The organism is Sphingobacterium sp. UBA865 (genome assembly GCF_002295765.1).
Taxonomy (GTDB): Bacteria; Bacteroidota; Bacteroidia; order Sphingobacteriales; family Sphingobacteriaceae; genus Sphingobacterium; species Sphingobacterium multivorum.
Genome location: NZ_DBGB01000004.1, coordinates 1 through 26,950, shown reverse-complemented (window position 1 = coordinate 26,950; position 26,950 = coordinate 1). Strand labels below are relative to the sequence as shown.

General features: G+C 42.1%; 26 protein-coding genes. 14 read left to right on the top strand and 12 right to left on the bottom strand.

What is annotated here, in order from left to right; translation table 11 throughout:
• The first annotated feature begins 214 nt into the window (after positions 1-214).
• From B2O97_RS01870 to B2O97_RS01810, 13 genes are all read left to right on the top strand, one after another.
• Complete coding sequence (locus tag B2O97_RS01870; RefSeq protein ID WP_286766838.1) at positions 215-2,581, top strand: TonB-dependent receptor; 2,367 nt, start codon at positions 215-217, stop codon at positions 2,579-2,581.
• A gap of 59 nt (positions 2,582-2,640) precedes the next feature.
• On the top strand, positions 2,641-3,396 hold the full coding sequence (locus B2O97_RS01865) for an HmuY family protein (protein ID WP_236560179.1): 756 nt from the start codon (positions 2,641-2,643) through the stop codon (positions 3,394-3,396).
• 28 nt (positions 3,397-3,424) lie between these two features.
• Positions 3,425-4,117, top strand: coding sequence for a hypothetical protein (locus B2O97_RS01860; RefSeq protein ID WP_115048471.1), 693 nt, complete (start codon positions 3,425-3,427; stop codon positions 4,115-4,117).
• A 222-nt stretch (positions 4,118-4,339) separates the two neighbouring features.
• Positions 4,340-5,080: an HmuY family protein gene (locus B2O97_RS01855; protein ID WP_286766837.1), complete on the top strand. Its 741-nt coding sequence runs from the start codon at positions 4,340-4,342 to the stop codon at positions 5,078-5,080.
• Positions 5,081-5,121: 41 nt separating this feature from the next.
• Positions 5,122-6,111 (top strand): hypothetical protein, encoded by a 990-nt coding sequence (locus B2O97_RS01850; RefSeq protein WP_286766836.1) that lies wholly within the window; start codon positions 5,122-5,124, stop codon positions 6,109-6,111.
• A 67-nt stretch (positions 6,112-6,178) separates the two neighbouring features.
• Positions 6,179-6,748, top strand: coding sequence for a hypothetical protein (locus B2O97_RS01845; RefSeq protein WP_286727599.1), 570 nt, complete (start codon positions 6,179-6,181; stop codon positions 6,746-6,748).
• 105 nt (positions 6,749-6,853) lie between these two features.
• A complete protein-coding gene (locus B2O97_RS01840) occupies positions 6,854-7,837 on the top strand; it encodes a hypothetical protein (protein ID WP_286766835.1) in 984 nt (327 codons plus the stop codon).
• Between the two features lie 58 nt (positions 7,838-7,895).
• Complete coding sequence (locus tag B2O97_RS01835; protein WP_286766834.1) at positions 7,896-8,984, top strand: cytochrome-c peroxidase; 1,089 nt, start codon at positions 7,896-7,898, stop codon at positions 8,982-8,984.
• 197 nt (positions 8,985-9,181) lie between these two features.
• Entirely contained in the window at positions 9,182-10,429 is a 1,248-nt protein-coding gene (locus B2O97_RS01830) for a S41 family peptidase (RefSeq protein WP_286766833.1), read from the top strand.
• A gap of 141 nt (positions 10,430-10,570) precedes the next feature.
• On the top strand, positions 10,571-11,134 hold the full coding sequence (locus B2O97_RS01825) for a biliverdin-producing heme oxygenase (RefSeq protein ID WP_286727603.1): 564 nt from the start codon (positions 10,571-10,573) through the stop codon (positions 11,132-11,134).
• A gap of 778 nt (positions 11,135-11,912) precedes the next feature.
• Complete coding sequence (locus tag B2O97_RS01820; protein ID WP_286766832.1) at positions 11,913-13,055, top strand: DUF4932 domain-containing protein; 1,143 nt, start codon at positions 11,913-11,915, stop codon at positions 13,053-13,055.
• A gap of 147 nt (positions 13,056-13,202) precedes the next feature.
• Complete coding sequence (locus tag B2O97_RS01815; protein ID WP_115048445.1) at positions 13,203-14,258, top strand: 3-oxoacyl-ACP synthase III family protein; 1,056 nt, start codon at positions 13,203-13,205, stop codon at positions 14,256-14,258.
• 353 nt (positions 14,259-14,611) lie between these two features.
• Positions 14,612-14,803 carry a cold-shock protein gene (locus B2O97_RS01810; RefSeq protein ID WP_070566486.1) on the top strand — a complete coding sequence of 64 codons (192 nt, stop codon included), beginning with the start codon at positions 14,612-14,614 and terminating at the stop codon, positions 14,801-14,803.
• 141 nt (positions 14,804-14,944) lie between these two features.
• On the opposite strand, the gene B2O97_RS01805 is transcribed toward B2O97_RS01810, so the two are convergent.
• From B2O97_RS01805 to B2O97_RS01755, 11 genes are all read right to left on the bottom strand, one after another.
• A complete protein-coding gene (locus B2O97_RS01805) occupies positions 14,945-15,538 on the bottom strand; it encodes a TlpA family protein disulfide reductase (RefSeq protein ID WP_286766831.1) in 594 nt (197 codons plus the stop codon).
• Between the two features lie 603 nt (positions 15,539-16,141).
• A complete protein-coding gene (locus B2O97_RS01800) occupies positions 16,142-16,300 on the bottom strand; it encodes a hypothetical protein (RefSeq protein ID WP_286766830.1) in 159 nt (52 codons plus the stop codon).
• Between the two features lie 500 nt (positions 16,301-16,800).
• Positions 16,801-18,228 carry a phytoene desaturase family protein gene (locus B2O97_RS01795; RefSeq protein WP_286766829.1) on the bottom strand — a complete coding sequence of 476 codons (1,428 nt, stop codon included), beginning with the start codon at positions 18,226-18,228 and terminating at the stop codon, positions 16,801-16,803.
• A 20-nt stretch (positions 18,229-18,248) separates the two neighbouring features.
• Positions 18,249-18,410, bottom strand: a complete 162-nt coding sequence (locus tag B2O97_RS01790) for a hypothetical protein (RefSeq protein ID WP_153847574.1) — start codon at positions 18,408-18,410, stop codon at positions 18,249-18,251.
• Positions 18,411-18,603: 193 nt separating this feature from the next.
• Positions 18,604-19,275, bottom strand: coding sequence for a hypothetical protein (locus B2O97_RS01785; RefSeq protein WP_286766828.1), 672 nt, complete (start codon positions 19,273-19,275; stop codon positions 18,604-18,606).
• Positions 19,276-19,307: 32 nt separating this feature from the next.
• On the bottom strand, positions 19,308-20,759 hold the full coding sequence (locus B2O97_RS01780) for an MBL fold metallo-hydrolase (protein WP_286766827.1): 1,452 nt from the start codon (positions 20,757-20,759) through the stop codon (positions 19,308-19,310).
• A 99-nt stretch (positions 20,760-20,858) separates the two neighbouring features.
• Positions 20,859-21,821 carry a hypothetical protein gene (locus B2O97_RS01775; protein ID WP_286766826.1) on the bottom strand — a complete coding sequence of 321 codons (963 nt, stop codon included), beginning with the start codon at positions 21,819-21,821 and terminating at the stop codon, positions 20,859-20,861.
• 426 nt (positions 21,822-22,247) lie between these two features.
• Positions 22,248-22,472 (bottom strand): mechanosensitive ion channel family protein, encoded by a 225-nt coding sequence (locus B2O97_RS01770; RefSeq protein WP_349675887.1) that lies wholly within the window; start codon positions 22,470-22,472, stop codon positions 22,248-22,250.
• A gap of 26 nt (positions 22,473-22,498) precedes the next feature.
• A complete protein-coding gene (locus tag B2O97_RS01765) occupies positions 22,499-23,095 on the bottom strand; it encodes a mechanosensitive ion channel family protein (RefSeq protein ID WP_286766825.1) in 597 nt (198 codons plus the stop codon).
• A 215-nt stretch (positions 23,096-23,310) separates the two neighbouring features.
• Entirely contained in the window at positions 23,311-24,504 is a 1,194-nt protein-coding gene (locus B2O97_RS01760) for a DUF1501 domain-containing protein (protein WP_286766824.1), read from the bottom strand.
• Between the two features lie 16 nt (positions 24,505-24,520).
• Entirely contained in the window at positions 24,521-25,894 is a 1,374-nt protein-coding gene (locus tag B2O97_RS01755) for a DUF1800 domain-containing protein (RefSeq protein WP_286766823.1), read from the bottom strand.
• A 237-nt stretch (positions 25,895-26,131) separates the two neighbouring features.
• Here B2O97_RS01755 and B2O97_RS01750 point away from each other — a divergent pair, with 237 nt between their 5' ends.
• Positions 26,132-26,599, top strand: coding sequence for a hypothetical protein (locus B2O97_RS01750; protein WP_201303525.1), 468 nt, complete (start codon positions 26,132-26,134; stop codon positions 26,597-26,599).
• Between the two features lie 92 nt (positions 26,600-26,691).
• Here the strand turns inward: B2O97_RS01750 and B2O97_RS01745 are convergent, their stop codons facing one another.
• Positions 26,692-26,892 carry a LytTR family DNA-binding domain-containing protein gene (locus tag B2O97_RS01745; protein WP_115048430.1) on the bottom strand — a complete coding sequence of 67 codons (201 nt, stop codon included), beginning with the start codon at positions 26,890-26,892 and terminating at the stop codon, positions 26,692-26,694.
• Positions 26,893-26,950: the final 58 nt, after the last annotated feature.

Below are 26,950 nucleotides of genomic sequence, written 5' to 3'. Positions count from 1 at the left end.
TAAATACAAATTATATTATTTCTTTTAGAACAGCATACTTCAACATAAAAAGCCTGACAAACCATTAATAAACAGCAATATATAACTAAATCCAAACTACTTTTCAGTCCATAAAAAACGGATTAAATAGAATTTATGACATTTTGCATAGAGAAAAATCCAATAGGATTACCTTTTTTTGTAACATTATTTAGAATTATTAAAAATAAAAATAGTGTTTAAAAGCAGCTCACCTATTCGAACAAGCACCCTGATCGCCCTTTGCGCCTGCCAGATCTACACTGTGCAAGCACAGGAAAAATGGAAAATCTCCGGTGTATTGAAAAACGAATCCAATAAAGGCGTCGCCAATGCGACTATCTATCTTTATCCAGATAAATATGCTTTTAAAACAGATACTGCAGGGAGATTTCAATTCACCCAGCTCTATGCGGGGCGCTACGAATTAAAGGTACAGGCCATGGGTTATCAACAGTACCGTCAAGTTATCGATTTGGAAGACAAAAATCAGCAATTGACCATTGTGTTAAAAGCTGAAGAACGGCAGATGGATGTAGTTGATGTGCAGGGTAAAGTGCAGGCTGTAGACAATCTCGTTAAGGCTGAAAATGCAGCCATGCCCGTTAAAGTAATCACCAAGCGGGAGATCGAGCTTATGGGCAGCCGTCGTCTGGATGAAGTTTTAAAAGAACAGACGGGTATCGCCATTGTTAACGATATCGCCGGAGGCTCCAGAGCTGTCGGTGTGCAGATCCAGGGATTCAGCAGCAACTACGTGATGGTTCTGGTAGACGGGCAACCTATGCTGGGGCGAAACAGTGGCAACTTTGACCTGTCCCGTATTTCGGTGACCAATATTGAGCGTATCGAGATCATCAAGGGAGCTTCTTCCTGCCTATACGGCAGTGACGCATTAGGTGGTGCAATCAATATCATTACACGCCATGGTGCTATCACACCACAGGCACAGGCATCGTTTCTTTACGGCAGTCTCAATACCGTCGATGCCACTTTGGAAGCTGAGACACCTTTTGCTAATCAGCGCGGCAGCGCAGTGTTTTCAGGCAATTATTACCGCACGGATGGTTTTAATACGGACAAGCAATACCTAGATTCCAAGAGCACCACTTTTCCGCCCTATACCAACTATAGTTTCCAGGGGCGAGTACGTTATCGTACAAGCAAAAATGGCACTTTGGGCGTGACAGGGCGTTATGCAGCCCGGGAATCTGAAATGATCAATGCCTGGTCTGAATCGGCCACACTGCAGGATAAACAAAAAGATCAGGACATCAATCTCTCGGCAAGTTACGACCATAATTTTGCGTCTCGACTGCGTAGTATTACACGTTACTATTTCTCGCGTTTCCACTCCCAGATTGCCGCACAATGGTTGCAACAAGGTATTGTTGCCAGCGCCGAGCAATTTGGTCAGAATGTACACCGCATTGAACAGCAGTTTGCGTATAGCCCTGCACAACAGGTTAAACTTACTGGCGGTATAGGTGGTAGCCTTGAACGGATGGACAACCAAGATCTGGATGCCAAACGCTCTTTGAACAGCGCATTCGCCTATTTGCAGACCGAATGGAAACCTGTAGACCGCTTATTAACGACGCTGGGCTTACGCTACGATCAGATGAATGTCTACAATGGTCATCTCAGCCCGAGTTTAGGCCTGCAATATCATCTCAGTCCTACACTTTTGATCAAAGGTGGTGTTGGTGCAGGATTCAAAGCCCCCGACTATAAAATGCGCTATCAGGTCTTCTTCAATCCAGCAGCCAATTATCTTGTGATCGGTTCGGAACGCGTAGCCGATGTAATTGCAGCCATGGATCAAGCCGGAGAACTCAGTTATAAAAACAGCTATATGCTCAATTTGGTGGCGGGCAACCTCAAAGCCGAAACCAGCATTTCAAACAATATTGGACTGACCTGGAACCCGTCCAAGAGATTACAGGCCGATTTCTCTGTCTTCTACCATCGGATCAACAATCAGATCAACACAGTTAGTGTAGGTAACGGTACCAAAGTCGCACAGATCTATAGCTACCGCAACCTGCCTAAAGCCATGAATAAAGGTTTCGAAGTTTCATTGACCTATCAGGCAACCAAAGATCTGCAACTGTCGATGGGCTATCAATACCTGATTGCCAAAGACCTGAGTGTATTGGATAGTATTGCCAAGGGCAGTTATCCCTATAACCAGATCAACGATCCCGCTACAGGCGAATATCGCCAGAGTAAAAAATCGGATTATTGGGGTATTGAAGACCGTTCGAGACACATGTTCAACGCAAAAGCCCAATATGAATATAAACCCTGGGGCGTTAATGTCAATGCGCGGGTCAATTTCAGAAGTGCCACACCTTTTCAGGAATACAATGGCAACCAGTTTATTGACAAATACGACATTTTTATTCCCTATCACACACTCGTGAATATGACTGTGGAAAAGAGTCTGATGAACAGGAGATTGACCCTCCGCCTGATCGGTGATAACTTATTCAATTTTACAAGCCGTTATCTACTCGGGCAGCCTGGACGGGTTATTATGGGTGGTGTCAGTTACCGTTGAATAAAAGAATAATAAGGACTAATGAACAAGAATTTAGCACATCAAGTACAAGATAAAAGATGAGAACGATTCGCATGATTATAGGAGAATGTAGCATCTGGCTTTCCTTTCACAAGATTGGCCGTTGTATTTTTTCAGCACTATTGCTATTGACACTCGTATCCTGCGGGAAAGACAAAGATTATACTATCGGATTGGAAGATGGCAAAAGTACTCTGATCAAAGATCTTGCTGGCGATACCGATGCAGCCATGGGCGAAGGTACTGAAGGAAAAGAGCAAAGACCATTTTTTATATTTCTTTTTCGTTTTAAAGACCAAAAGCAAATATGGGTTAAAACAAAAGCCGATTCTGCGCAGTGGCTTAAAACAAAAGATTGGGATATTGCCTTTACAGGTCCTTACAATTCGGAGATCTATCTGAACAATGCCCAGCATGAATACAATCCGGGTTATGGCGGCCAGGCAAATAATACCGCTGTTGTTTTACTACGACAAGCCTATCAGAGTGTCACTGTTGCCCCTTCGGATGAGGAGTTTAATAAAAGTGAAGTCAACAAAATTGGCTGGGCAGCAACCGATGGTTCGGATGGATGGTTTCGCTATAGTTTAAGCACCCATATTATGCAGGCGCTTCCCAATCGTACCTATGCGATTCGCTTACCCGATGGCAAATATGCCAAATTACAGCTGATCAATGCCTATAAGGGAAATCCAGCGGCGGTAACCAACCTCAATTGGCCTGCCCCGTACTATACATTTAAATATTATGTACAGCAGGATGGCAGCAAAGATTTAAATACAAACACATTATAATACGAAAAATTACACAATTAAATTAAAGATGAATAGATTATTTACAACAGCAGCACTACTATGTGCATTGAGTTTAGGTTTTACTTCTTGTAGCAAGGATGATGATAAGGTGGAGCAAGTCGAGCCGGAATACCAAGCTAAGGTTATGGTCAAAGACGGTGAAACTGTTGATTTAACAAAGGTTTCCAAAACGATCAATACACAAGGAACAATCAAGCGTACAGGCAATACCTATTCACTACGTAACTTCAAACAATTTACTATCGGTGAAGATGGAAAAGCAACAACAACTGCAGCGCAAACCTATTATTTTGATTTTAAAGAGAATGATGGCTTAAATGCGAGCGATTTTATTGTTTCTTTTAACGCGAAAAGCTCCAATGTAGATTTAATAACAAATAATGTTAAAGGCTACACCTTATCCTTTATTGACAAAGCTTTTGAAGATGTAAAATCTACCGACCAGTTTACGTCTGCTTCAAATAATCTTTTAGGACTTCAATCGTCTTACGCCCCAAATGTAATTGGTTGGGCGAATTATACAGGACAACCAAATCACCAAGTTCTAGCTGTAGCAAATCGAACAATTATCATTTCAAAGGAAGGTAAACCCTTTTTTAAAATTAGGATGAATAATGTTTATGAGAATGAAACGATGAATCGTGAAATCGCACCAAACAATTATTTTTTCTACTCCATCGATTACCAAGAATTTAAATAATACCTACATGGCAGCTGGTTAAAATTCCAGCTGCCTTTGTTAAGCAAAAATCAAAAACCGAAAAAAATATATTAAATACCAATTTTCATACACACTTTATCAGCAAAAGATTTTATCTTTACTATTATTTAGAATCAATTTAAATAAAAATAACGTATTAATACCCCTACTGCATGTATAGAAAAGGGACAAGTTATCAACTAACAAAAAAAACGAGTAACAATGACAATAAAGAAACGCAGTAAACTATTAAAATTCATACCGGTATTGGCATTTTTAATTGTGTTGGGGTCTTGCAGCAAAAGCGAGCCCACAGCAGTAGAGCCTGAACCAGATCCTGTTGCACCAGAAGCTATGTTCAACCGCTTGATTACGGTTAAGAATTTTGGCGAAGATTTACCCGCGGGTAGTGCACCAAACACAGCGCAATCACCAATATATTATAGTTTGGAACAGAACAAAGCTGTGACACCGGATTATAAACTAACCGCACGATGGGACATCTCTTGCTCAGAAATATACCGCAGTTTTATCAATTGCAACAACACAGCAAACGGATTTGGTAAAGGAGGCCCAGGCAAAGGCGGTATCTTAATTGTCAAGAAAAAATTTGAAGATGTAATCGATATCCCCTCAGATGCCGAATTCCGAAAAGGTGAAAAAGCCTATGGTACAGATGACTCAGGAGCGTTTGGTGAAGGCCTAGGTTGGTATTTATATGATTTTGACGGCGTAATCAAAGGTGGTGGAGCGGAAAACAAAAAACACGTTTGCTATCCCATCGAAAGTAATACATTGATCGTCCGTACAGCCCAGGGGAACTACGCCAAGATCAAGATACAAAGTATCTACAAAGACCTTTTGGATCCAAAAGATTGGTTTAAAGATTCACCAACACCATTCTTTACATTCCAATATGTACTTGCCAAAGCTGGTAGTAGCAAATTTGTGATTGCTAACTAAATACGATAAGCTACGCATTCTGATTTAGACACTAAACTAACATGAAAAGATTATACAGCATTTTAAGCTTCCTTTTTTTAGGATTGCTGCTAACCCGCTGCACCAAAACGGAAGAATTAGCCTTACTTCCTGCAGATAAAATACTCGAATACAAGGTCACCAACCTCCCCAATGATGATGTCATTTACGGTGCCATTGACAATGAGGCCAATACCATTACGGTATATCTCCCTTATTATTATGGCTTGCTCGTCATCGATCCGACTATTAAAGTTGCTAACGGAGCCAGTTTAACAGAAGAAATTTTGCCCGTTAAAACAGATGAAAAAAAACAGACGTATACCGTAAAGTCCGCTACAGGCACCACAAGAACCTATAGCTTAAAGATTGAGCTACAAAGTACGCCATCTTTTGAAGCGACTTTTGCATCGACATCTTCCATTTCACTTACAAAAGGGCCTGGAGGTGCATTTCCAGCGATAAATGGGACTTTCATGCATACCAATCCCGCATTGGTCAGTATCGCATTGATTAATCAAGAGACCAAAGAACGCTATAAGATGGCTAAGCCCAATAGCTTGAAAGTATCAGGAAATGTTGGTTATCAATTAAGTTATACGGGAACTGAACGAGAAAACCGTATTCCGTCCGATATTAAAGCAGGCACCTATGATGTGGAGGTGACCAACATCAACCACACCATTACACTAGCCAATCCGCTCAAAATTACGTATCGTCAACCTGATGTAATTGTTAGCTTATTGGGTCTAAATCTCGCAAAAAATAAAGATTGGACCATAAAAGCTGGCCTAGATAAGGTTATTCTAGATCCTACGGCCGTTATCATGACACTTAATGGAAAAGATTATCCATTGACAATCAAATCTTATAACCGTACCGAAATGACAGTTTCATTACCAGCGACTCTGCCAATCGGAACCTTTGATAATTTGCAGATCAAATTCCAATTTAAAGACTGGGCCGATGTTGTAAAGACACAGCTGTCTCCAAGTACAATAACGGAATCCTAAACAAGCATCCACAGTATGCCATGGTGGCATCAAAATTAAATAAATTAAAACAAGAGGAGATCTCAACATGAACTCAAACATCAAAACTATCTTAAAATCAGCGATGGCCGTGACTGTGCTATCGGCAGCAGTATGGGCAGCAGCCCCAACAACAGAATCAGCAACAGCTCCTTTGGCGCTGAACCAAGCTAAGGCAAATAGTAACTACTCTGTTGTAGGTCAATGGTGGAGCCCAGCCGCTGCAGCAACTTGGCCTGCGGTATATGTAGACCTTGCTACAGGTGCACAAAGCTTGAGTAGCTCTGGTCAGGTTGCATTCTTTAGCCATGTAAATGGTTCGATCAAGGCTAATGGATCTTATTCGATCAGAACGGTAGCAAAAGACATCTCTTCCGTTACAGCATCAGATTGGGCAACAGCGACTCCAGTATCATCACAGGGCAGTGGCGAATGGTATGAATATGATTTAGATAGCCATGCAAACCAAGCAATCCAACCTTTGACCGTATTGGTCGGAAATTCTTCCGGAGCTTCGTATGCTGTTAAGTTAATTAACTTTACAAATGTTGGCCAACAAGTAGTGGCAGGTCAATTACAAGTAAAAGCAGATACCAATATCGAAGTTAAGGCATTATAGTCCTTCCTATTTAATGAATGAAAGATTCCGCAACCTGGTGGATGGGTTGCGGATCTTTTTAGCCTAATCAACATCCGCATAACGATTTTTTTAACCAAAAAAATTATGCAACACTCATTTTTGAAAAAACAAACACATATCCTTCAATTTCTAGCTATTTTTATGCTAGCACTAACATGCTGGTCCTGTAAAACGGAATACCCAAGCCTGCCCTACAATGACATCGAATCTTTTAGCATTCAGGATGCAAATGGTAAAATACTGTCAGCCAGCATTGTGAATGACAAGATTATCTTATATTGGCCTCCCTTAGTGGCGCAGCCCGAAAGCATTACACCTACGATTAAAGTTTCAGAATTAGCGACTATTACCCCGGCATCAGGTACACCGATAAAACTCCAATCCGAAAAACCCATCACCTATACTGTTCGCGCACAGGACGGATCCAGCAAAAATTATACATTGACCTTCCAATACAATCAGCCCCTCGTGCAAGCTACATTCAATAGTTTATCGTCTGGTCAATACTACATCACTGATCCGAATACGTTTACTTTTATCGGAGAAAACATTATCCCTAGCGAGACACAAACTAAAGGCTATTTAATAGATAAAGATGGAAAAGAAACATTACTTTCGATTAGCAAAAATATAGTACCCACTAATTTTGCTGTTACTTTTGCTGCTCCAGATGACTTCAAAGCAGGTACTGGCTATAAGGTCAAATTGGTCTCAGGCCGTTATTCCATCGTAAGCGATCCATTTGAGGCTGTCTTACCTAGCGTCCTCAATGTATTAATAAAGAATAATCTGTTATATAGCGTTAAAAAAGGAGAGAACTTTGTGGCTCCTTTGCAGAGTAAAGTCCTTTACGAGCGTTATTTTAAAAGCGATTTTGACCATTTCATCGCAGTGGATAACCTGAATAAAGAATATAGTATAAACAATGCGGTATTTGATGTGAACGCAATGACGGTCACCATCCCTATACCGTCCAACGTAGCGGGTAGTGGAATCAACAAGCTAAAAATGGTAGACAAATCAGGAAAAGTATTATTAGAGGATACTTATTATATCACGCTAAACTAATACGCCTTACCAACTCATTTTAATCGTGATTATCACTAATCAAACAAAGCAGTTTATCATGATCGCATTAGCAGCTATCATTGTATACAGCTGCCGCAAAGGTAAGTCTACACCAGAAGAGCCAATGATTGTCCCTCAACCTGAAGAAACCTTACGCCAACAATATAGTAAATCGGTAACGCAATGGCCAGCTGCTGCTTGGTACAGCAATATCAAGGTACATGAACTGGCCGCTTTACCCGAAAACCCATCGAAAGATAAGGCCGAGCTAATCGCACTTGGCAAAGCCTTATTTTTCGACCCCCGCACCGGTAATGGCATGAAGACTTGCGCTTCATGTCATCATCCGGACACCTACTGGATCGACCAAAAAACAACGGCAGATGGGATCGCACTGCATCACCGCAATACACCTTCCCTAGAAAATGTCTGGTACCTGGAAGGCAAACTCTTCCACGATGGCCGCGCAATGACTTATCGAGAGCAGATTGCCGAAGCCATCAACTCCCCCATCGAAATGGGCGGAAATACAGCTGCTTTACCCGCTAAGCTGCAAGCTATACCAGGCTACCTCGGTTTATATGAGGCGGCTTATTCGAGCCAGACGATGAGCGTCGAAGGATTGCTGGATGCCATAGCAGCGTATTCAAGATCAATTAGCAGCGGCGAAACCGCCTTTGACCGTTTTATCAAAGGAGATTACCAGGCATTAAACGATGCACAGCTCGAAGGCCTACATCTGTTTCGGACCAAAGGAAAATGCATCAACTGCCATAATGGTGCCTTCTTTACCGATCTCGATTTTCATAACCTGGGCTATGCTGTTACCAGCAAAGGTGCCTTGGACAATGGTCGCTTTGAGGCAACAGGCCTGGAAACAGACAAAGGTAAATTTCGCACACCGGGTCTGCGCAATGTGGTCCATACTGCCCCTTACCTACACAATGGTAGTATTTCGAGCTTAGGTGAACTGATCAACCTACTGAGTCAAGGGATGCCCCAAAAGACAGGACAACAGGTCAATGGCACCTTATCGCCACATATCCAAAATGTCCGATTAAGTAGTAAAGAACAGGAAAATATCTTGGCTTTTTTGGAGAGTTTATCCAATGTGCCAAGCAAAACAGAGCGACCTGTATTGCCCTAAAATAAAAAATCCCAAAGGGGATACCTTTGGGACATTTTGAGTACTCCACAGTAGCGGAGGCATCAAAAATTAAATAAATTGGCACAAAATTAGGCTTTTATATGAAATAAAAAAGTAAAAAAGTATTAAATTTCAGATAATTACCCATTTTGTAGCGAAGCTACTACAGACATAAGGAACAAAATGCGCATCAAATCATGAATCGAATCCGCCCAATAGTTGGTCTATTAGTTACAATAACTGCTATAACAGCTTGTCAGAACGGCAGTAAGACAACAACGCTGCCCGATGAATTTATTAGTCCAAAAACAGGAACAAAAAAAGAATTGACGCTCGACTCAATCTACCTGTATGCCAAACAGCTCTACCGCTGGCAGGAAGCTCTCCCTTCGTATACCACCTTTGATCCGCGGACAAAATATGCCCAAATAGAACCCGAGCAAACGGCCTATGAACGTGAACTTTTTGCCCTCAGCCAATACGCTTTGCACAAGAAAGATAGACCTTACGAATTGTCGACCATCCCCAATAAACCCAAATATTCATATCTGGAGCGTCGTCGTAACGACAAGAAAAGTAGTGGTCACATAGCCAGCATAGAAACACCCTACAAGTATGCTACACACCTGTCCTACTGGTCTGTGGGAAACAAACGGATTGCTTATCTTTACATTCCCTCTTTTCCTCAGCTCCAGACAGTGAAGGCCGAACTGGATCAGCTTTCAGCCCAACTGGCTCAAAAGCAAGTTACTCATTTAATCCTCGATCTACGACATAACGGTGGCGGTTATGTGGAAACGGCAGAATATTTAGCCAACCTCATTAGCCCAGCCAAACTGGATAAAAAAGTTATGTTCAGCGAACAATTTCATCCGAATGTACAGCAAGGCAAAGCAAAACTACTCCTTAAGCAACCCTATCTGGATGCCAATGGCAAAGTGGTCCAATACAAAGGACGCCCTGCCACCCTCGCCGATGTGGATTATAGTGAAAAAGCCAATACGCATTACTTTATCAAAAAGGGACATTTCAATTCACTACAGCAGCTGTCATGCATTGTATCAGAACGCACGGCTTCGGCAAGCGAACTCCTGATCAGCAGTTTCAAACCTTATATTCCGATACGCCTGATTGGTCAGCAGACATTTGGCAAACCCGTAGGTTTTTTTTCAGTCCACATTGGAGATTTCGATGTATACCTAGCTTCATTTCTCATCCGGAATGCCAATGGCTGGTGTGATTATTTTGATGGCATACCCGTCGACCTGGCCTTAGCTCCGGTAGAAACCTCCCGCCATCCCGGGGATCCAAAGGAAGCCTGGCTTGCAGCAGCGCTAAAGGACATTACAAAAGACGAAAACCGCACAGCAATTTCGTCGGTTACTTATTTTTCGATGCCAGCAGACGAAAATTTGCTACTTAAAACAAACTTTAGGTTAAAGTAAGAAACTTATTGCAGCCGGATTTAGTCATACTTATGTTTAAATTAAAACCATTTTTCATAGATGATAAAGCAGAAAACAGCATAAATTTGTGGAAATAAATACGAATCTTTGTATAGAATCGTTATAAATAAAAATAAGAACATGTTAAGTCAACATATCAAAGAGCAAACGCACGCAGCTCACCAAAACGTAGAAGGAACGATCGTGCGCCAATTGAAAAATATTCGTTCAGAAGCAGATTACGCCGAAGTATTGAAAGGCTTTTATGCTTATTTCCGTGCCGTAGAAGATAGTATCGCTCCTTTTGTAACCGAAGAAGTATTGCCAGATTTGGCCGAACGCCGCAACTCATCTTACATCAAAAGCGACATCGAAGCTCTGGGTGGCAACGTAGATAGCCTGCCGGAAGCAAATGCTCCAGCTGTAGCAAATGTACAGGAAGCACTTGCATCATTATATGTTTTGGAAGGTTCAATCATGGGTGGTCCGTATATCGTGCAGATGCTCAACAAATATGGTGTTACCAAAGGAACTTCTTTCTTCGAAGGTTATGGCGAAAATAGCCGTGAGATGTGGGCTGGTTTTACAGCCGTATTAAACAAATATTCAGAAGATCCGGCGACTTACGATCGCGCAGTAGAGATTGCAAACCAAACTTTTTATAACTTTGGCGAAGTATTCACTCCTATTGCCAGTGCGAACTAAAATTGGAGTGTTCGTGTTTAATCCCATAAATGGAGCAAAAAGATAACAAATCTAAATGGCTTAAGCGTGCCGGAATTGGAGCATTTCTCTTCTTTCTGGCCAAAGGACTCATATGGCTCGCTGTATTCTTTTTCGCAGCGAAGTCCTGCAGCATATCTATTTAACTAAAACATAAAGCCTTCATCTAACGCTCAAAAAGGGCGCCAGATGAAGGCTTCAATTCCATTGGAGCTTTTCCAATCCAATCCACTTTTTGCTGCAGGCTAACCCGTTGTTTTTTTGTGTCGTGGGCTAATGTCTTCGGCTTGCGTTCGTATTGTGTTCGTACCACCTTCGGAGATGAACAGACTTGCAACAATTATTGACCAGCTTTTCACCAGAAAATTCCTGTTTAGGGTCTGGACAATATCTGTTCAGCACCTGTACAATATCTGTATCGCATCCGAATAAGGTACGAAGCAGGTACGAATCTTCCCCCATACGGGCTTGCCCATCACCTTGTACTTTTGTAACCACTGTGTGATACAGCTCCAACCCCTTATGGCTGATAACCTGGCAAGTTATTTATTTGCTATTGATGATATAGAGCCTCTTCAATTACCCGAATTCATTTCTAATTGTACAAATTTTATTATAAAACAAGCAGAAATCTCCCTATAATTGCAGTCGGGAATATTTCATTTCATAGTGAAATCCCCAATCAGACATGACCATAACCGGTAAAACGTTACGTTGTCAGCAACATGTCTTATCAATAATTATATGAAATAACGATACGATGAAAAGGAATATCTTTTTTATTTTAATATGCTTTGTGTTACTGGCTAACGTGGCCATCTGCCAAGAAAAAGACGTCGATTTTAGCAAAGCCTACATTGCCCAAAACGACGGCAAGACAACTGTTGAAATCAATGAAGCACAGGAACTCATCTATATTATCTTTGCGATAACTGACTTTGGTAAGGAAAATCCAAACATGACCAAGCAGAATACGGCGTATATTGAAGAGGTCAAAGCGCATTTTACCCCATTTTCCAATCTGCCTATCGTAAAGAAATTTGACCAGCAACTGCGAGCGAATCTAACCAACTATTTCCTCTTAGCAGCCAATGTATATGGCTTTAAGTTCAAAAACGACCAATTAGTACCTACAAACATCTATATTTTTCCAGCGAGAGGAGTTGGAAATTATCAAGTGAAATCAAATCCTATCCCTGCTTATAAAAACGACCTGGAAGAATTCGCCAGAAAGAGCGGATACCGGGCATTCTACAAAGATCATCAAGGCTATTACGACAGCCTTCGTACAGCATATCAGGAGTATGCTTCCATTGCCGAGCAAAAAGAATGGTTAGAAAAGAAGTTCGATTATACAATCAATAGCTATCGTGTATTGACTTCCCCCCTGATTGCCGGAATGAATGCTACTCACACCTTCAAGTACAAAGGTTTCAAAGAAATTTTGCTTTTTTTACCCACCCTCCGCGAAGACGAATCCTGGAGCCCCAAATTCAAAAAAGCATTCAATACACGCATTATTTTTACGGAGATAGACCACAACTACGTAGGTCCATTGAGCGAAAAAAACAAAAAACAGATTGATACCATATTCAATAATAGGGACTTATGGGTCGATATAGAAAACAAAAGTACAGTTCATTATCCAAGTCCGGTAAAAGTATTTGATGAGTATTTAACTTGGGGGCTTTTCATCTTATATTGTTACGATAAATTTGGAAATGATCATGATCTTTTTGGCCAGATTGTTGAAAACGTCAACGATATGATGGTCAATAAAAAAGGATTTCCCAAAGCAGATGAATTTAACGCCGAATTGTTCCGCCTGTATAAAGACAATAACCCGAAAGATATTCAGAGCTTATACAAGCCACTGCTGGACTGGTGTGAGAAAGAAAATTAGCGCCATCCCGATAATATTTAGTAAATTAAGGCTGAGAAGGAAATAAGCCGCCAGAAATGTGAATGTATACGACCATAAGGAATCAGCATAGCATAAGGGGATGATCGTCGAAATATATTTAAACACAATACGTACGGAGAAACAATTATGAACATTAGATTTATCGGTTCTGGCAGTTATATTCCATCAAAAAAAATAACCAATGCAGACTTCGCCGACCATCTTTTTTTGGATGAAAATGGGTTGCCGTTCAAGGAGCCGGCTTCTGTCATTGAAAAATTTAAGGCAATCACCGGCATTGAGGAACGCCGCTACGCCGATCCTGACCAAGTGGCTTCAGACCTTGCTTTCCTAGCTGGTCAACGTGCCATTGAAGACGCCGGTATAGCTGCTGAAACATTGGACTATATTATTGTTGCACATAATTATGGCGATGTGCAATCTGGCAAAATCCAATCGGATACTGTACCAAGTTTAGCAAGCAGGGTGAAGAAAAAGCTCGGTATCAGCAATCCAAAATGTGTGGCTTATGATCTACTATTTGGCTGTCCGGGTTGGAACGAAGGCGTATTGCATGCCAACGCTTTCATAAAATCAGGTATGGCAAAGCGCTGTATGGTCATTGGCGCAGAGACGCTTTCCCGTGTTATAGATCCTTTTGACAGAGATTCGATGATCTATGCGGATGGCGCTGGCGCCGTAATCATCGAAGCCACTACGACAGAGCAAGGGCTCCTATCACATGAAAGTGCAACTTATGCGCTTGAGGAAGCGAACTATCTCAATTTTGGGAGCTCTTATCAACAAGAGCAGAACCCCGATATACGGTATATTAAAATGAAAGGACGTAAAATCTATGAGTTTGCACTCAGCAAAGTTCCTTTAGCCATGCAGGATTGCCTTCAAAAAGCGGATATCGATATCACGGCAATCAAAAAAATACTGATCCACCAGGCCAACGAGAAGATGGACGAAGCCATTCTGATGAGATTCTATGCACTATACAGTACAGTACCCCCGCCCGATATTATGCCAATGACCATCCATACATTTGGAAATAGCAGCGTAGCAACCATTCCTACGCTCTATGATCTCATTGCCCGTGGTCAGTTAGACAATCAATCCCTTCAAGAAGGCGATATCATCCTATTTGCGTCTGTTGGCGCCGGTATGAATATCAATGCTTTTACTTATCGGGTTTAATGTAATTTTGCCACTACATCGTGTAGCTATTATGCTAACACAGAGCCTGCATAGGATTTATTTCATAAAAAATAACAAAACACTGTATATATCAATATTTTATACTTAAATTTGTATTATAATCGGCTCCGCCTTTGCTTATCTGAAATCGTCAAGTTATACTTAACACTCAGTTTTCGCATTTTCAGAAGCTTTTTTGTTAGCAAAACGGAGGTAAAGACCTTTTTGGACTTGAGTCAATCCAAGATCATTAAAATCAGATCCTATTTCTTGCAAAAAATCGATTAACTATTGTTCATATTCATTTATCACAATAGTGCAGTACAGATTACTTTAATATAATTTATAAAACAATGCAAGAAGGAACTATTAAATTCTTCAACCAAACAAAAGGTTTTGGTTTTATTACGCCTGCTGGTGGTGGAGACGACATTTTCGTACACGTATCTGGTTTAATCAACGAAGTACGCGAAAATGACAGTGTAACATTTGATGTAGAAAACGGTAAAAAAGGCGTTAATGCTGTTAACGTACGTATCGCATAATTAAGTAAACACACAAGAAGATAATTTATTTATCTTCTTGCGAAGTGTAACGGGCAACCGTTACACTTTTTTTTTATCTATTCCATACCCAAGTACGGCAAAAAATCGGACGATTGATCGGTCTGGCATATGGAGGACTTTTTACAATCCAGCCAACATCACTTCTTCCTGTCGCAGAAAGTATGGACTGCTATCCTTGAATCTCCCGCGCTTTCTGGAATACTTTCTGATGATATGAGCAACAACATCATCGGTGAGCTCATGCCCCTCTAACGTCGGAAAACCCTCCCAACGCACAATGCCCTCAGGATCCACTAGAATGCAATGTGGTATTCCCTGAACTTCGAGCTGTTTCTTCAACTTCGCTTTCGTATCAATCGCTGAGAAATAATCTATTTTAATCTCCTTCGCCTTTTTAATGACCTCTGCTTTTTCATCCGAAAGGCCAATGATCACGAGTTTATCACCATACTTCTTATGCCATTCATTGAGTTCGGGAATTACTTTCCGGCAGGGTCCACACCAAGTAGCCCAAAAATCAATAAGGATAAACTTACCCTTTGTATCAGGCACATCTGTGAGCCACTGCTCCACCTCAAGTTTTGGCGCCTTTTGATTCAAAATTGATTTTGCCCACAATTTCTTATTGTTGTTGCTTTCCTGCGTATGACCGATTACATGGATCAGGCAAAGCGCAAATAATAAGAAAGCTTTTAGGATAAATTTTCCATTCATAAAACAGCTTGTTTAGTTCCCCTAATTTATGGATTTTTTTCCACAATCATTTCATCCTTTCATCCCACACATCGTCTTTTCAAAGACACCTTAGCGGCCTTTAAGAGGTAAAACAAAACCTATACTTTTAATTGATATAAAACACACAATACACTGTATATAAATAATTAGCATATTTGTTAAAAACACAACAACTCTAATTTATTTGCTCTACGGCTCATGATTTTCCGAATGGAGCCAGTCCGACATCCCTATAAAATAACAGCGCACCATCGACATTTCCATGGCAAAAACCAGAGTCTAATCCATCCCCACAAAAGCTAAATTGAGGCGTTCAGCACACAAAAACAACGAAGTGAGCCGGCCCTTGACCCCATTCGTCAAGATAATGCACAAGTTGACCGCATTCTCCTGTAGCAAAGTCTAGGATAGCCCTATTTACAAACACTGCTTTCGGAAATCAAGACACTTCATTAAAGCCTATTGAGTACCTATGTATACGGCTGACAAACTGGCACAATATCAAAAATAAAAAATAATAAATCTATATTAATAAGACATTTGACCTAGTTAATATAAATAGATAGTTACACATTGTTCTCTTTATAACACATCAACTTTACCCATCGGATACCATCCATCTGTAGTACGCCCTGCGATGGCAAGATGAACTTTTGCCTGACCTGTGTTAAAGTTTCCTTTTTCGGCATCATAGCTTGGTAGGCATTTTATTGCGTCAGGAGCCCAGCTTACCCCGGCCAAAGTGTCTTTCCTAAGTTTATACTTGCCGTACGCACCGATTTATTTCTTCTTATCGATTTATTTCTTTTTATTTAGTATTTAGCGATAGAAAAAGCAACATCGAAACCGATATTGCCATCATAAGTATTAACCTGGGATATTGTCTACATACGAAAGGGGGAATTACATACAAAAGGCCAAGAAATTATCTTGGCCTAATGCAACATATTATTTGGGGTGTTTTCGTAGCCCTATATTGCAAAAATACTGCCGAAATTAGAAACTCACAGCCATTAGCTTATTTTTTCTAAAGACTTTATGCTGCGGAAAAATAAAAAAACGGCTAAAATCACTTATTCTGTGGCAACTGGGCAAGTACAGCTTGCAATTCAGCAGAATTTGTAGCTCCCTGGAATAACAGACTGTCCTTTGTCCTAAAATCCAAGTAGGTATTCTCTTCCAACCTGTAGCCACAAGTACCACAAAAAGAGGCAGATAAGGAAATGCTTATTCGGCGTGGTTTACAACAGCAAACCGAAATGTTCCTTGAGTGCTGTCCGTGCAGCATGATAACCACACATGCCATGCACCCCACCACCCGGAGGCGTCGATGATGAACAGAGATAAATCGTGTCGACAGAGGTTCGGTATGGATTTAGAGCCAAAATGGGCCTACTGTACAACTGCGAAACATCCATAATACCGCCATTGATATCACCACCGATGTAATTTGGGTTATACTTTTCGAGCTCCATAGGAGAAAAGCTATGCTTGGCCAGAATGGTTTCTTTAAAACCCGGCGCAAAGCGCTCAATCTGATTTTCGATCGCTTCGGTATAATCGACCCTACTCCCATTAGGAGCATGGCAGTACGCCCATCCCGTATGCTTGCCTTCGGGAGCACGAGTGGAATCAAACGCACTCTGTTGCGCAAACAGCACAAAAGGCTTATCCACTTGCTTCCCAAGATGGCTCCGCTGCTCGCTTTCGGCAATTTCGGCGTAGGTATTTCCCAAATGCACCGTAGCCGCACACTGACAGCGCAGATCTTTAAAAGGCGTCTTTTCTGATAACGCCCAATCGACTTTAAATACCCCCATTCCCTGTCTAAAGCCTTCGAGGCGCCTGCGGTAGCCGCTAGCAAGACCTATACCTTTGAGCTGCAACAACTGCCGGGGTGTGATATCACAGAGTAGAACTTTATGGGACGGCAGATCGCAAACATCCTCTACCCAAAAACCTGTTTGGATCTCCCCGCCCAACGATTGATAATAGCCTAACAGCGCATTGGCAATGGATTGTGAGCCGCCAATCGGTATTTGCCAGCCATATTTGTTGCCTACCGCCGCAAGTACAATGGCAATTGCAGAAGTTGTCCAGTTGTCTAGGGGCTGAATTCCATGAGCCGCCATCCCTGCCCATAAAGCCTGTGCCTGCACGGAAGTAAAGCGCTTTGCTGTCCAGCTTGCCGGCTGAAGTGCATCCAGCCCAAACGAGGCTAAAGACAAAGGATGCTTCGGAAAGGATAATGGTCCCATAATATCGGTCGCAAGGCCCTCCCAAACTGTCACGACCTTTTCCACCAGCTTACGATACCTTTCACCATCCGTCCCCAAACCCTTTACCGTTTCGGCAAGACTATGGTAAAGAATCACCGTTTCCCCTTCGTCCAATGGGTGTGCTGCCGCATACTCAGGCTTAACAAAAGATAGCCCAAATGCTTCCAAAGGTAAACTCCTGAAAAATGGCGATGCCATAGCCATGGGATGAATTGCCGAACAGACATCATGTTTGAAACCCGGAATTGTAAGTTCCTTGGTTCGCATTCCCCCACCGATTGTATCGGCACCCTCAATCAGCAACGTGCTCAGCCCCTGCTGCTGAAAGGTAATCGCTGCAGCAAGTCCATTTGGTCCCGAACCAATAATGATTGCATCAAATTTTCGCATAAGCTAGTTTTTAATGACTCCTAGTCGCAGCCTGTATTGGGTTGTTCCTTTTTTGAGCGCTTTGACGAAGTAGAATCGGACAACGATTTGCTATTATCCTTTTTTTTACCTGCAGATCCGCAGGAGACTGTAAATGTCGTTAAAACAAACGCTAAAAGTCCAAGATTGATTATTTTTTTCATATGTTATCCATTTAATTTACGATAATGTTTACACCATGTATCCTTATGGCTTTTTCAGCTACTGATTCCCTTACTATAACTTATGCCCTTGGATACAAATTTTCACCTGCATTGAAAGTATTTATTTTCCGGGCCGCACCCATCTTTAGAACTTATATACAATCCTATCAAACAACTTTATAAGAAATATCATTTATATAATATGTTCATCCAAAAAATAGGCGCGATACCGTTGTTTTAGCTCCTTTCGCTGTGTACTATCAAGCTTGATTTTCGGATCGGTCTGTGAAACGACCGTAGAAACAACCTTATGCACGCCTTTACCTTTTTCAATAAATAATACCGTCGGCGAAGAAATCCGTTTAATGGAATCAATCCCCACAGCTGTATAAGGATTTAGGATATCGTGAAATTTTGCCAAAATAGCTTCATAACCCGGGCTACCGGCCTTGGTCGTGATCACTTTACCGTCCTTATCTTTCTCCTTAAGATCCCGGATATCGTGAATATTGAGGTAATAAATAGCCGCCTTTTCCTCCTGGGCAAATTCCAGCAGCGGCGTTATGGCATTCCGAAACCATGGACAGCTGGGCCATCCAAAAAGGACAATACCATTTTCCAGCTCCAGCACATCCTGTTCGGTCGCATAGACGATCCGCGGATTGTCGGGAATTTGTACCGGCACTTTGTTTGTTTCATTGAGGCTTTCAAGTTCCTGTTTAAAGCGAACTCCTTCTTGCTTTTTAAACGAAACCTGACTATTTTTTACGGCTTCCTTCGTATCCTGCCTGGATTGGCAGTTGGTCACATTGAGCAACACCACCACTGCTAATAACATGCTAGCCAATAATTTTAAATCTTTCATATCATGTATGCATTTAAGTGTAATTCCTCTCGTTAATTCACCGATTGCTTATAGCTTTTAATATGTTCACCGATATCCCAGACCTGCGCTTTTGGCGCCCATTCACTGATGAGGCTGCTTGCAATGGCCGAGCGATAGCCCGAAGCGCAGTGCACAACGATAGGTTTATCCACTGGTAGTTCGGCAATATGTGCCTTCAATTCAGCCAGCGGAATGTTATGTGCCCCTTTGAATACTGGTCCAGTCTTAGCTTCCTCGGCCGTACGTACATCGACTATAAAATATTGCTCTTGCGCCCTGTCAAATGCAGCCTGATCAAAAGCTGTCGAAGGCTGTCCCGCGAAATCCCCATACAACACGATACCTTTAACAAACTGTTCATAGCCAATTTTAGCCAGCTTTTCGAGCTGCACCTGACCGTGTTCTTTGGTATCGACAACAAGATAAAAGCCGTCTTTCGGTTCAATAAAAGTCCCTACCCAAGATTCTGACTTGCTACGTTCGGGAATATTAATGGCCTCCGGAAAATGTGACGCCTTAAATTCTGAAGCGGGGCGGGTATCGAGGACAGTGCTCAGCGCCTGGGGCACCGCCGCTGCCGAAACCACTGAAATACCCGACAAAGAAGCCAATAATGGCTTTGCTCCCCGACGATTCAATGCTACATTATAAGGGAAGTAAATCGGTACAGGCGGACGGTCTGCCAGAATCTGCTGGACAAACGCTTCTTCCGATTTTTGCTGAAAAGCCAAATTATGGGTTCTTTCAGCACCAATGGTACTTTGCTTAGCACCCTTTATCGCATTTCCGCAAAGTGATCCAGCGCCATGAGCTGGATACAAAAGCACCTGATCGCCTAACCTTGCATAGATATCATGGACGGTGTGGTAGAGCTGCCGCGCCAGTTTTTCACGCTGCGTAGCCTGTTCTCCCGAGTACTCACGCAGATCGGGCCTTCCAACTCCACCAATCAATACCGCATCCCCCGAAAAGATCGCCACATCGCGACCATTTTCTTTTAGCAAAACAGAGATGCTATCTGGTGAATGTCCGGCTGTATTGATGGCATGCAAAACAATATGGTCCGAAATCTTTAAGGTATCGCCATCGTCAAAAGTATGGTGGGGATAGGTCGCACGGACAAGCTTGCTGACATAAACCGGAACTTTCAGATCCTGATGAATCTCCAGATGGGAACTCACAAAATCAGCATGCGGATGTGTTTCCACAACCGCGATAATTTTCGCTCCCTGCTCCTTTGCATAAGCGTAATAGGGCCTTGGATCACGGGCCGGGTCCACAAGCACAATTTTCTTGTCGGCCAAGATCGCATAGGAAAACTGTACCAGGCCTTCATCTTCAAACTGCCTGATGCTATAGCCATTCGCTAAATTATTGGTATTTCCAAAACAGAATACCCCCTGACCTGCCGAAGCAAGGGTAAAAAGGACAGCTGAACGATGGATAAATGATCTTCTATTCATAACATTCTTTTTTTTAGACAATTAGTAGGTAAATAGTGTATTTTTCATATACCATTCTTTACCGGTGAGATAGGATTCTTTGACGCGATTGAGGGTAATTTAGAGGTTATTACCACTAGCATCCAGCCCTTTGAGTTTGATCTGTTCTGCTGTTGGTCGTTCGTACACCCATTTCAGCACATGCAGACTATCGCCCTGCGCTTTTCCATACAGCGCTTTCAGTCCCACATCTAGTTTTTCATCTAGTTTTTTACGTTGTTCCTTACTAAATTTCTGATTTTTATCGATCAGATACAGTGCATGTTCTGTCGAGTCTATTTCATAGTAGAGGTAGTTCTTCCCTCCGGCCCGGCCTGTAAACTCGTAAGTTTTGAGCACATCATTTAAAGCTGGGGTACCATTGCCAAGATCGATCGAATTGGCTTTATTGACCTTGTAGACCAAGGTTGAGTATCGTTCGAAAAAGGCCTCATGCCAGCGTACCGAATCGGCAGGTGAATAAGCCTGAGACTTTCCATTCAGCAGAAAACTCGAAACCTCACAATGTCCTGCAGCTTTTGCTAGCCCAGGAAGTATGGGTTCTTTTAGACGCCCTTCATCATAGAATCGTTCATAGCGATAAAAGCCATAAACGAAAATAAACAGGACCACAATGGTCGCCTTTAGGCCAAAATAAAATGGCTTATTCCACTTCCTGACAAACTTGGGCACATAGTAATAGGTGCTTACTGGTTCGCGCAGGATAAAAAGCTTCCAGATTGCAGGCAGATACTGCAGCAATAGAAAAAGGGAAAGCAATACAAAATATGAACTGTATACATGAACTGCGCCATCGTAGGCAATATTGGCGTGGGCAATGTTAAAGAGGACTCCAGCATTGATAATGGCTCCTATTACGACCGTGGGCCGAAAGAAGAGCAGGCTTCCCGCCGCTATCTCCAAAAAGCCTAAAAAGATCTCATATTTATAGGATACACCGACGATTTGCCAATACAACTTAAAGGGGGCATATTCACCGATATCGGTATTCAGATTGGCAAGTGATGGAAATGGCATCTGCATGGGAAAGAACTTGATAAATCCGAAGGCGATCAGCCCCAAGCTTATCTCCTAGGTTGATAAAACAAATATAGTAAACATAAAATAAAATCTACAATATTAGTAGACTTTATTTTCAACTATCTTTTCTTCCACTAAAAATTGAGTAAATTGGTAAAGAAAAGCTGGCGGAAATATGTACATTGAATACCTACTTTTGGTTAGTAAAAGTATCAGCCCTATAGCGCCCTCCATAACCGGATAATAAACCGATAAAAAAGGACATAGGGGACAATCACCAATCTTCTACCGGGTAACATTCATTTACGTTTCAATAAACAAAGCCGTCTGAGTTCGCTCAAACGGCTTTGTGCTGCACTATATTCAGCATGGAGAAAAAAGTTAACATAGCGCGGATTTCTTCTACCAGTCGATAGCCTCTCTCCTCAATTAGGAATTATTTCGGATATGTACATCGCGCTGCGGAAATGGAATTTCAATCCCAGCCTTATCCAAAGCTTCCTTACAGTCAATGATCAGCTGTTCCTGCATGGTCCAAAAGTTTTCGTTGGAAGTCGTGACGCGCACAGAAAGATTGATTGCACTGTCGTCAAGTTCTGTCACCACCACCTGCGGCGCCGGCTCTTTAAAGGCAAATTCATTGCTTCTAACGATATTGAGGAGTATTTCTTTTGCCTGTTTCAGATCAGCATCGTAGGCAACGCCAATGTCAAACCATGTGCGACGTGTTCCAAGTTTGTATAATTGGTGATGCTACTATTTGACAACACCCCATTTGGAACAACCACCTGTCGATTTTGTGGTGTATTTAACTTGTTATTGAAGATATCAATTTCTGTCACCGTACCCGCGATATTTGTAGTGGAAGTTATGTAATCGCACACGCGGAAAGGCTTGAGGAGTAAAATCAGTATACCGCCGGCAAAATTGGACAAGGATCCCTGCAGGGCCAGACCTATGGCCAGACCTGCTGCACCGATAATGGCCACAAATGCCGAGGTTTGCACCCCCAATTGTGTAACGACAACGATAAATAATAAGATATTTAAAATCCAACTGATGAGATTGCTTAAAAATCGCTGCAAGGAGACATCCATTTGTCGCCGCTCAAATGCCTTGTCTATCATCCGTTTGATTAGGCGGATGATCCAGGATCCGATCAGATAAATAAGTAAAGCAGAAATTACGGCAGTAATAATACGGGGCGCCCAGGCAATGGCAGAGGAAATAAAATTATTCCAATGTTGCTGGACATCGTTCACTTCTAAATTGTTCATATCAGTATTTATTTTATTAAAAATGTAAGGTTTAGAAACAAAAAGAGTATTATGTTGCTTTTATTCTAATATAAAGCACATTAAATTACATTTTCTCTAATTTAAACAACCAAACAGTAGAATTGTTCGTATGAAAATGAAACAATATGGTTTTGTATCATTCCTTATATGGAATCTGTGACAAGAAAAATAAACAAGAAAGACGTCGCAGTTGGCTAGATAAAATCATAAATCCCATTTTTCCAGCCCAATATTTTGGTGGAATCCGCATCAAGCCAGTTTTTCAGCAGTGTTGCGTATACTTTTCGAAAATCTTCCGTATACTGGAGATCCCCTTCATTGAGCTGGGTTAGGTCAGGCAAAGCATTGAGCAGGCCTTGTTTTTTTAGGCCTCCGGATAGAAAGAAAAGCTGGTTGGCCGTACCATGATCAGTGCCATTGCTGGCATTCTGGGCCACCCTACGACCAAACTCCGAAAAGGTCATCAGCATGACATGCTGAAAAAGACCATTTTTCTTGAGGTCGTCCACAAACGCCTCCACGGCATCGTTGATGGTGTGGAATAGACTCTCCTGCCGCTGCTGCTGATTGATATGCGTATCAAAACTACCGATCTGCAGATAGTATACCTGTGTATTGATATCCGATTTAATCAACGACGATACCGTCTTCAGATCCTTTCCAAGCACCGAATCGGGGTACGCTGCTGCGGTCTTCCTGGCTTTACTCTGTTCAAAAATATAGTCGGCATTATTGATCGTATCGCCCAGTGTCTGATACAGATAGGCGACTGTCTCCTCATCATGCTGATGCTGATGTTCCTGATAGAGTGCATTAAAGTACTCTTCACGGCTGGTCTGATAAAGCTTCTTGGGGTCTTTAAACGCAAACGCTTTTTTCTGTTTTCCCTTGAGGGCAAGGCTCAGCATATCATTCACTTCGAGCGCCTGCGTCGGATGACCGCAGTCGTAACAGGCCTGGTCGAGGTAGCGACCTATCCAGCCGCTCTCCAGATACTCGTCGCTTCGGCTCGCACTATGCCATATATCCATGCTGCGGAAATGCGATTTATTGGGATCAGGATAGCCGACATTGTTGAGTACGGCCAGTTCGCCACGATCATAAAGTGTCTTGAAAAAAGGTAAAGCCGGATGAATACCTGCTTCATCTGTGAGCGTTAGTGCATTATCGACCGCAATCGTCTGCCTTTCCCGAAAATAGATATCATTGCGCATCGGAACAATGGTATTCAGCCCATCATTGCCGCCACTAAGCTGCAAGATGACCAACACCTTATGTCCCCTTTCCAGCGCTTCGGGCAAAGACATGGCTTTTAAGAAATTGGGCAGCAGCAGTGATGCTGTTGCAAGTGAACCTGCTTTGAGAAATTGGCGTCTTTTGATGATCATGGCTTTCTTATTACGATTAACAGAGTTGATATTCGGGGATACTCATTACTTCAATAATAGTCCTACGGCGGCTTCCCCCAGCGTAGCTATCGCGCAGTGTTTTACCAAAGGAAGGTTGCTGCTGCAACAAGAGCTCAAAGGGATCCCGATCTGCAAATGCAGCCTCTACCCCATCCCAGTCAACGGATATTTTGGGATTTTTGTAGGCATTAGCCAGCGCCCGCGACTGCTTCAGCCCCATATCGAGGTCGTCGTCATTCTGTGCATCAAGGTCCAGCGGCCGTAAGCCTGTCCATATCTGTGGTATCTGCATCCGGAGCAACAAGGTAGAGCTGTCGATCCAGGCTTTTCCAGATGGCCATCCCGCTACATTCGGCGGATACAGGAGCATCTGTCCCAGCAACTTTTGATAAACAATCAGGTTTTCGGGATTCGCTATCTCCATGGGCAGCATGCGTATGATACCAGCCATGAGTTCCACCGGTGACTTTATTTTGTTGCCCACATTTTTGGAGTCGTAAAACCAGGCTGCCGTAAATACACGGTCTAGCAACCGCCTGATATCATATCCTGAATCGAAGAAATCTTTACTCAGCGTGTCGACGATTTTCTGATCCACTTGTTCGTTGACCAGAAAACGGTAGAGTTTATCGGTGATAAATCGGGCCGTAGCGGGTTGTTCCAAGATAATTTCCAGGATAGCATTGCCGTCGAAATTTCCGGTTCTTCCCAAAAATGTTTTGCTGCCCGAGTCATGAAACTTTTTACGCACCAAGAACTGGCCATCCTTATCGTATGACCAGCCCGTAAATGCACGCGCAGCTTCCTTCACATCCGATTCCGTATAGTTGCCACGCCCCATCGTAAAGAGTTCCATCACTTCCCGGGCAAAGTTTTCATTGGGATGGTCTTTTTTATTCTGCTGGTTGTTGAGGAAATTGAGCATAGCCGGAGTTTTGGAAACGGCGAACAGCAGATCCCGAAAATTTCCAAGCGCATTTTTTCTGATTTCGTTGAGGATATGGGCGCTAAAATTGGAATTGATAACCCGGCTAGCAAAATGTCCGTGCCAAAAAAAGGCCATCTTCTCCCTGAGCTGATCTTCGCTATGCACCATTTCATTCAGGAAATTAAGGTTGATCTCAATATTACGCTTTCGGTTGAGCTGCTGCACCTGCTTTTTGTCTGCGGCATTCAACTTGGAAAGCGCATTATAATTGACGTCAGTCTGGTCCGTATTGAAACTGATGGGATGAAATTCATGTTCCTGAGCATATTGCTTCCAGAGTACTGCGGTAGACTGCTGTTCAAAAGTCGTAATCTGCTTTAGGCTCATCCCAAATCCGGCGCGATTTGCCAGGTGCATATTTTTTTTAAAATCGGACATCATCCTGTTTCCTTTTATACCTAAATAACGAATTATTTATAAATGTTTGCTTAGGGTAGATCCGATTTAACAAACATTAAGCTAAATTAACAAAGTGACTACCAAGATAATACTTTTCAAACTCCGATTTTTTTTCATTAAATTTATTCACATAGGGACAACAAAACCCCTTGTTTATGTTGCATACCTGTTTCACAAGTTACAATCATCAGTTGATAAAACTTTAAAACGAAATATAAGATGGCAAAATTAATCAACGTTTGGATTTCAGTATTCATGCTGCTCGTTTTTGTCCAATGCCTAGGAATTCAAAATGAGCCATCCGAAAACTTCGACTGGTTATTGGGAAAATGGCAGCGTACCAACGAAGCCAAAGATAAACGGACTTTTGAATATTGGCAGAAAATCAAAGACACTGAATATGCAGGTTTTGCTTTTACCCTGCAAAACCTGGATACCATCCATCAGGAAAAAATGCAATTATTAAAATACGATGGCGACTGGAATTTATTGGTTAAAACGCCCGATGAGAAAGATTTTATCGCATTTGAGATAACCATGCTAAAAGACGGCCTGTTCGAGTGTAATAATGATTCGCTGCCCTTTCCTAAAAAAATTACCTACTGGCGTGAAGGTGAAAAGTTGAAGGCCAATGTTGCTGGCGACAGTCTCCAGATTCCCTTCGAATTTAGTAGGATTTCAAAATAAATAGACCTCATTTTTCCCGGTCAATCACAACAAAAGATGCCTGCGCCAGCGTAAAGTCAAAATTCGGCAGCATAAAGTCAAAATATAATTAATCATCGGTCGAGCCATTTCTTAAATTCCGCCACTTTGTTTTTGCTGATCAGGATAGGCGTTGTACTTTGCGGTTTTGTTTGAATACGAAGCTGATTGCGACCGTATATCCATATACTTTCAATGGCATTGACATTGATAACATACTGCCGGTTGGCCCTGTAAAAGATCCGGTTGTCCAGCTCTTTTATCAAGTCGTCCAGTTGAGTTGCTACATTTGACCGGAGACTTTTTTAAAAGAAAAATTTACAACTAAAAGAG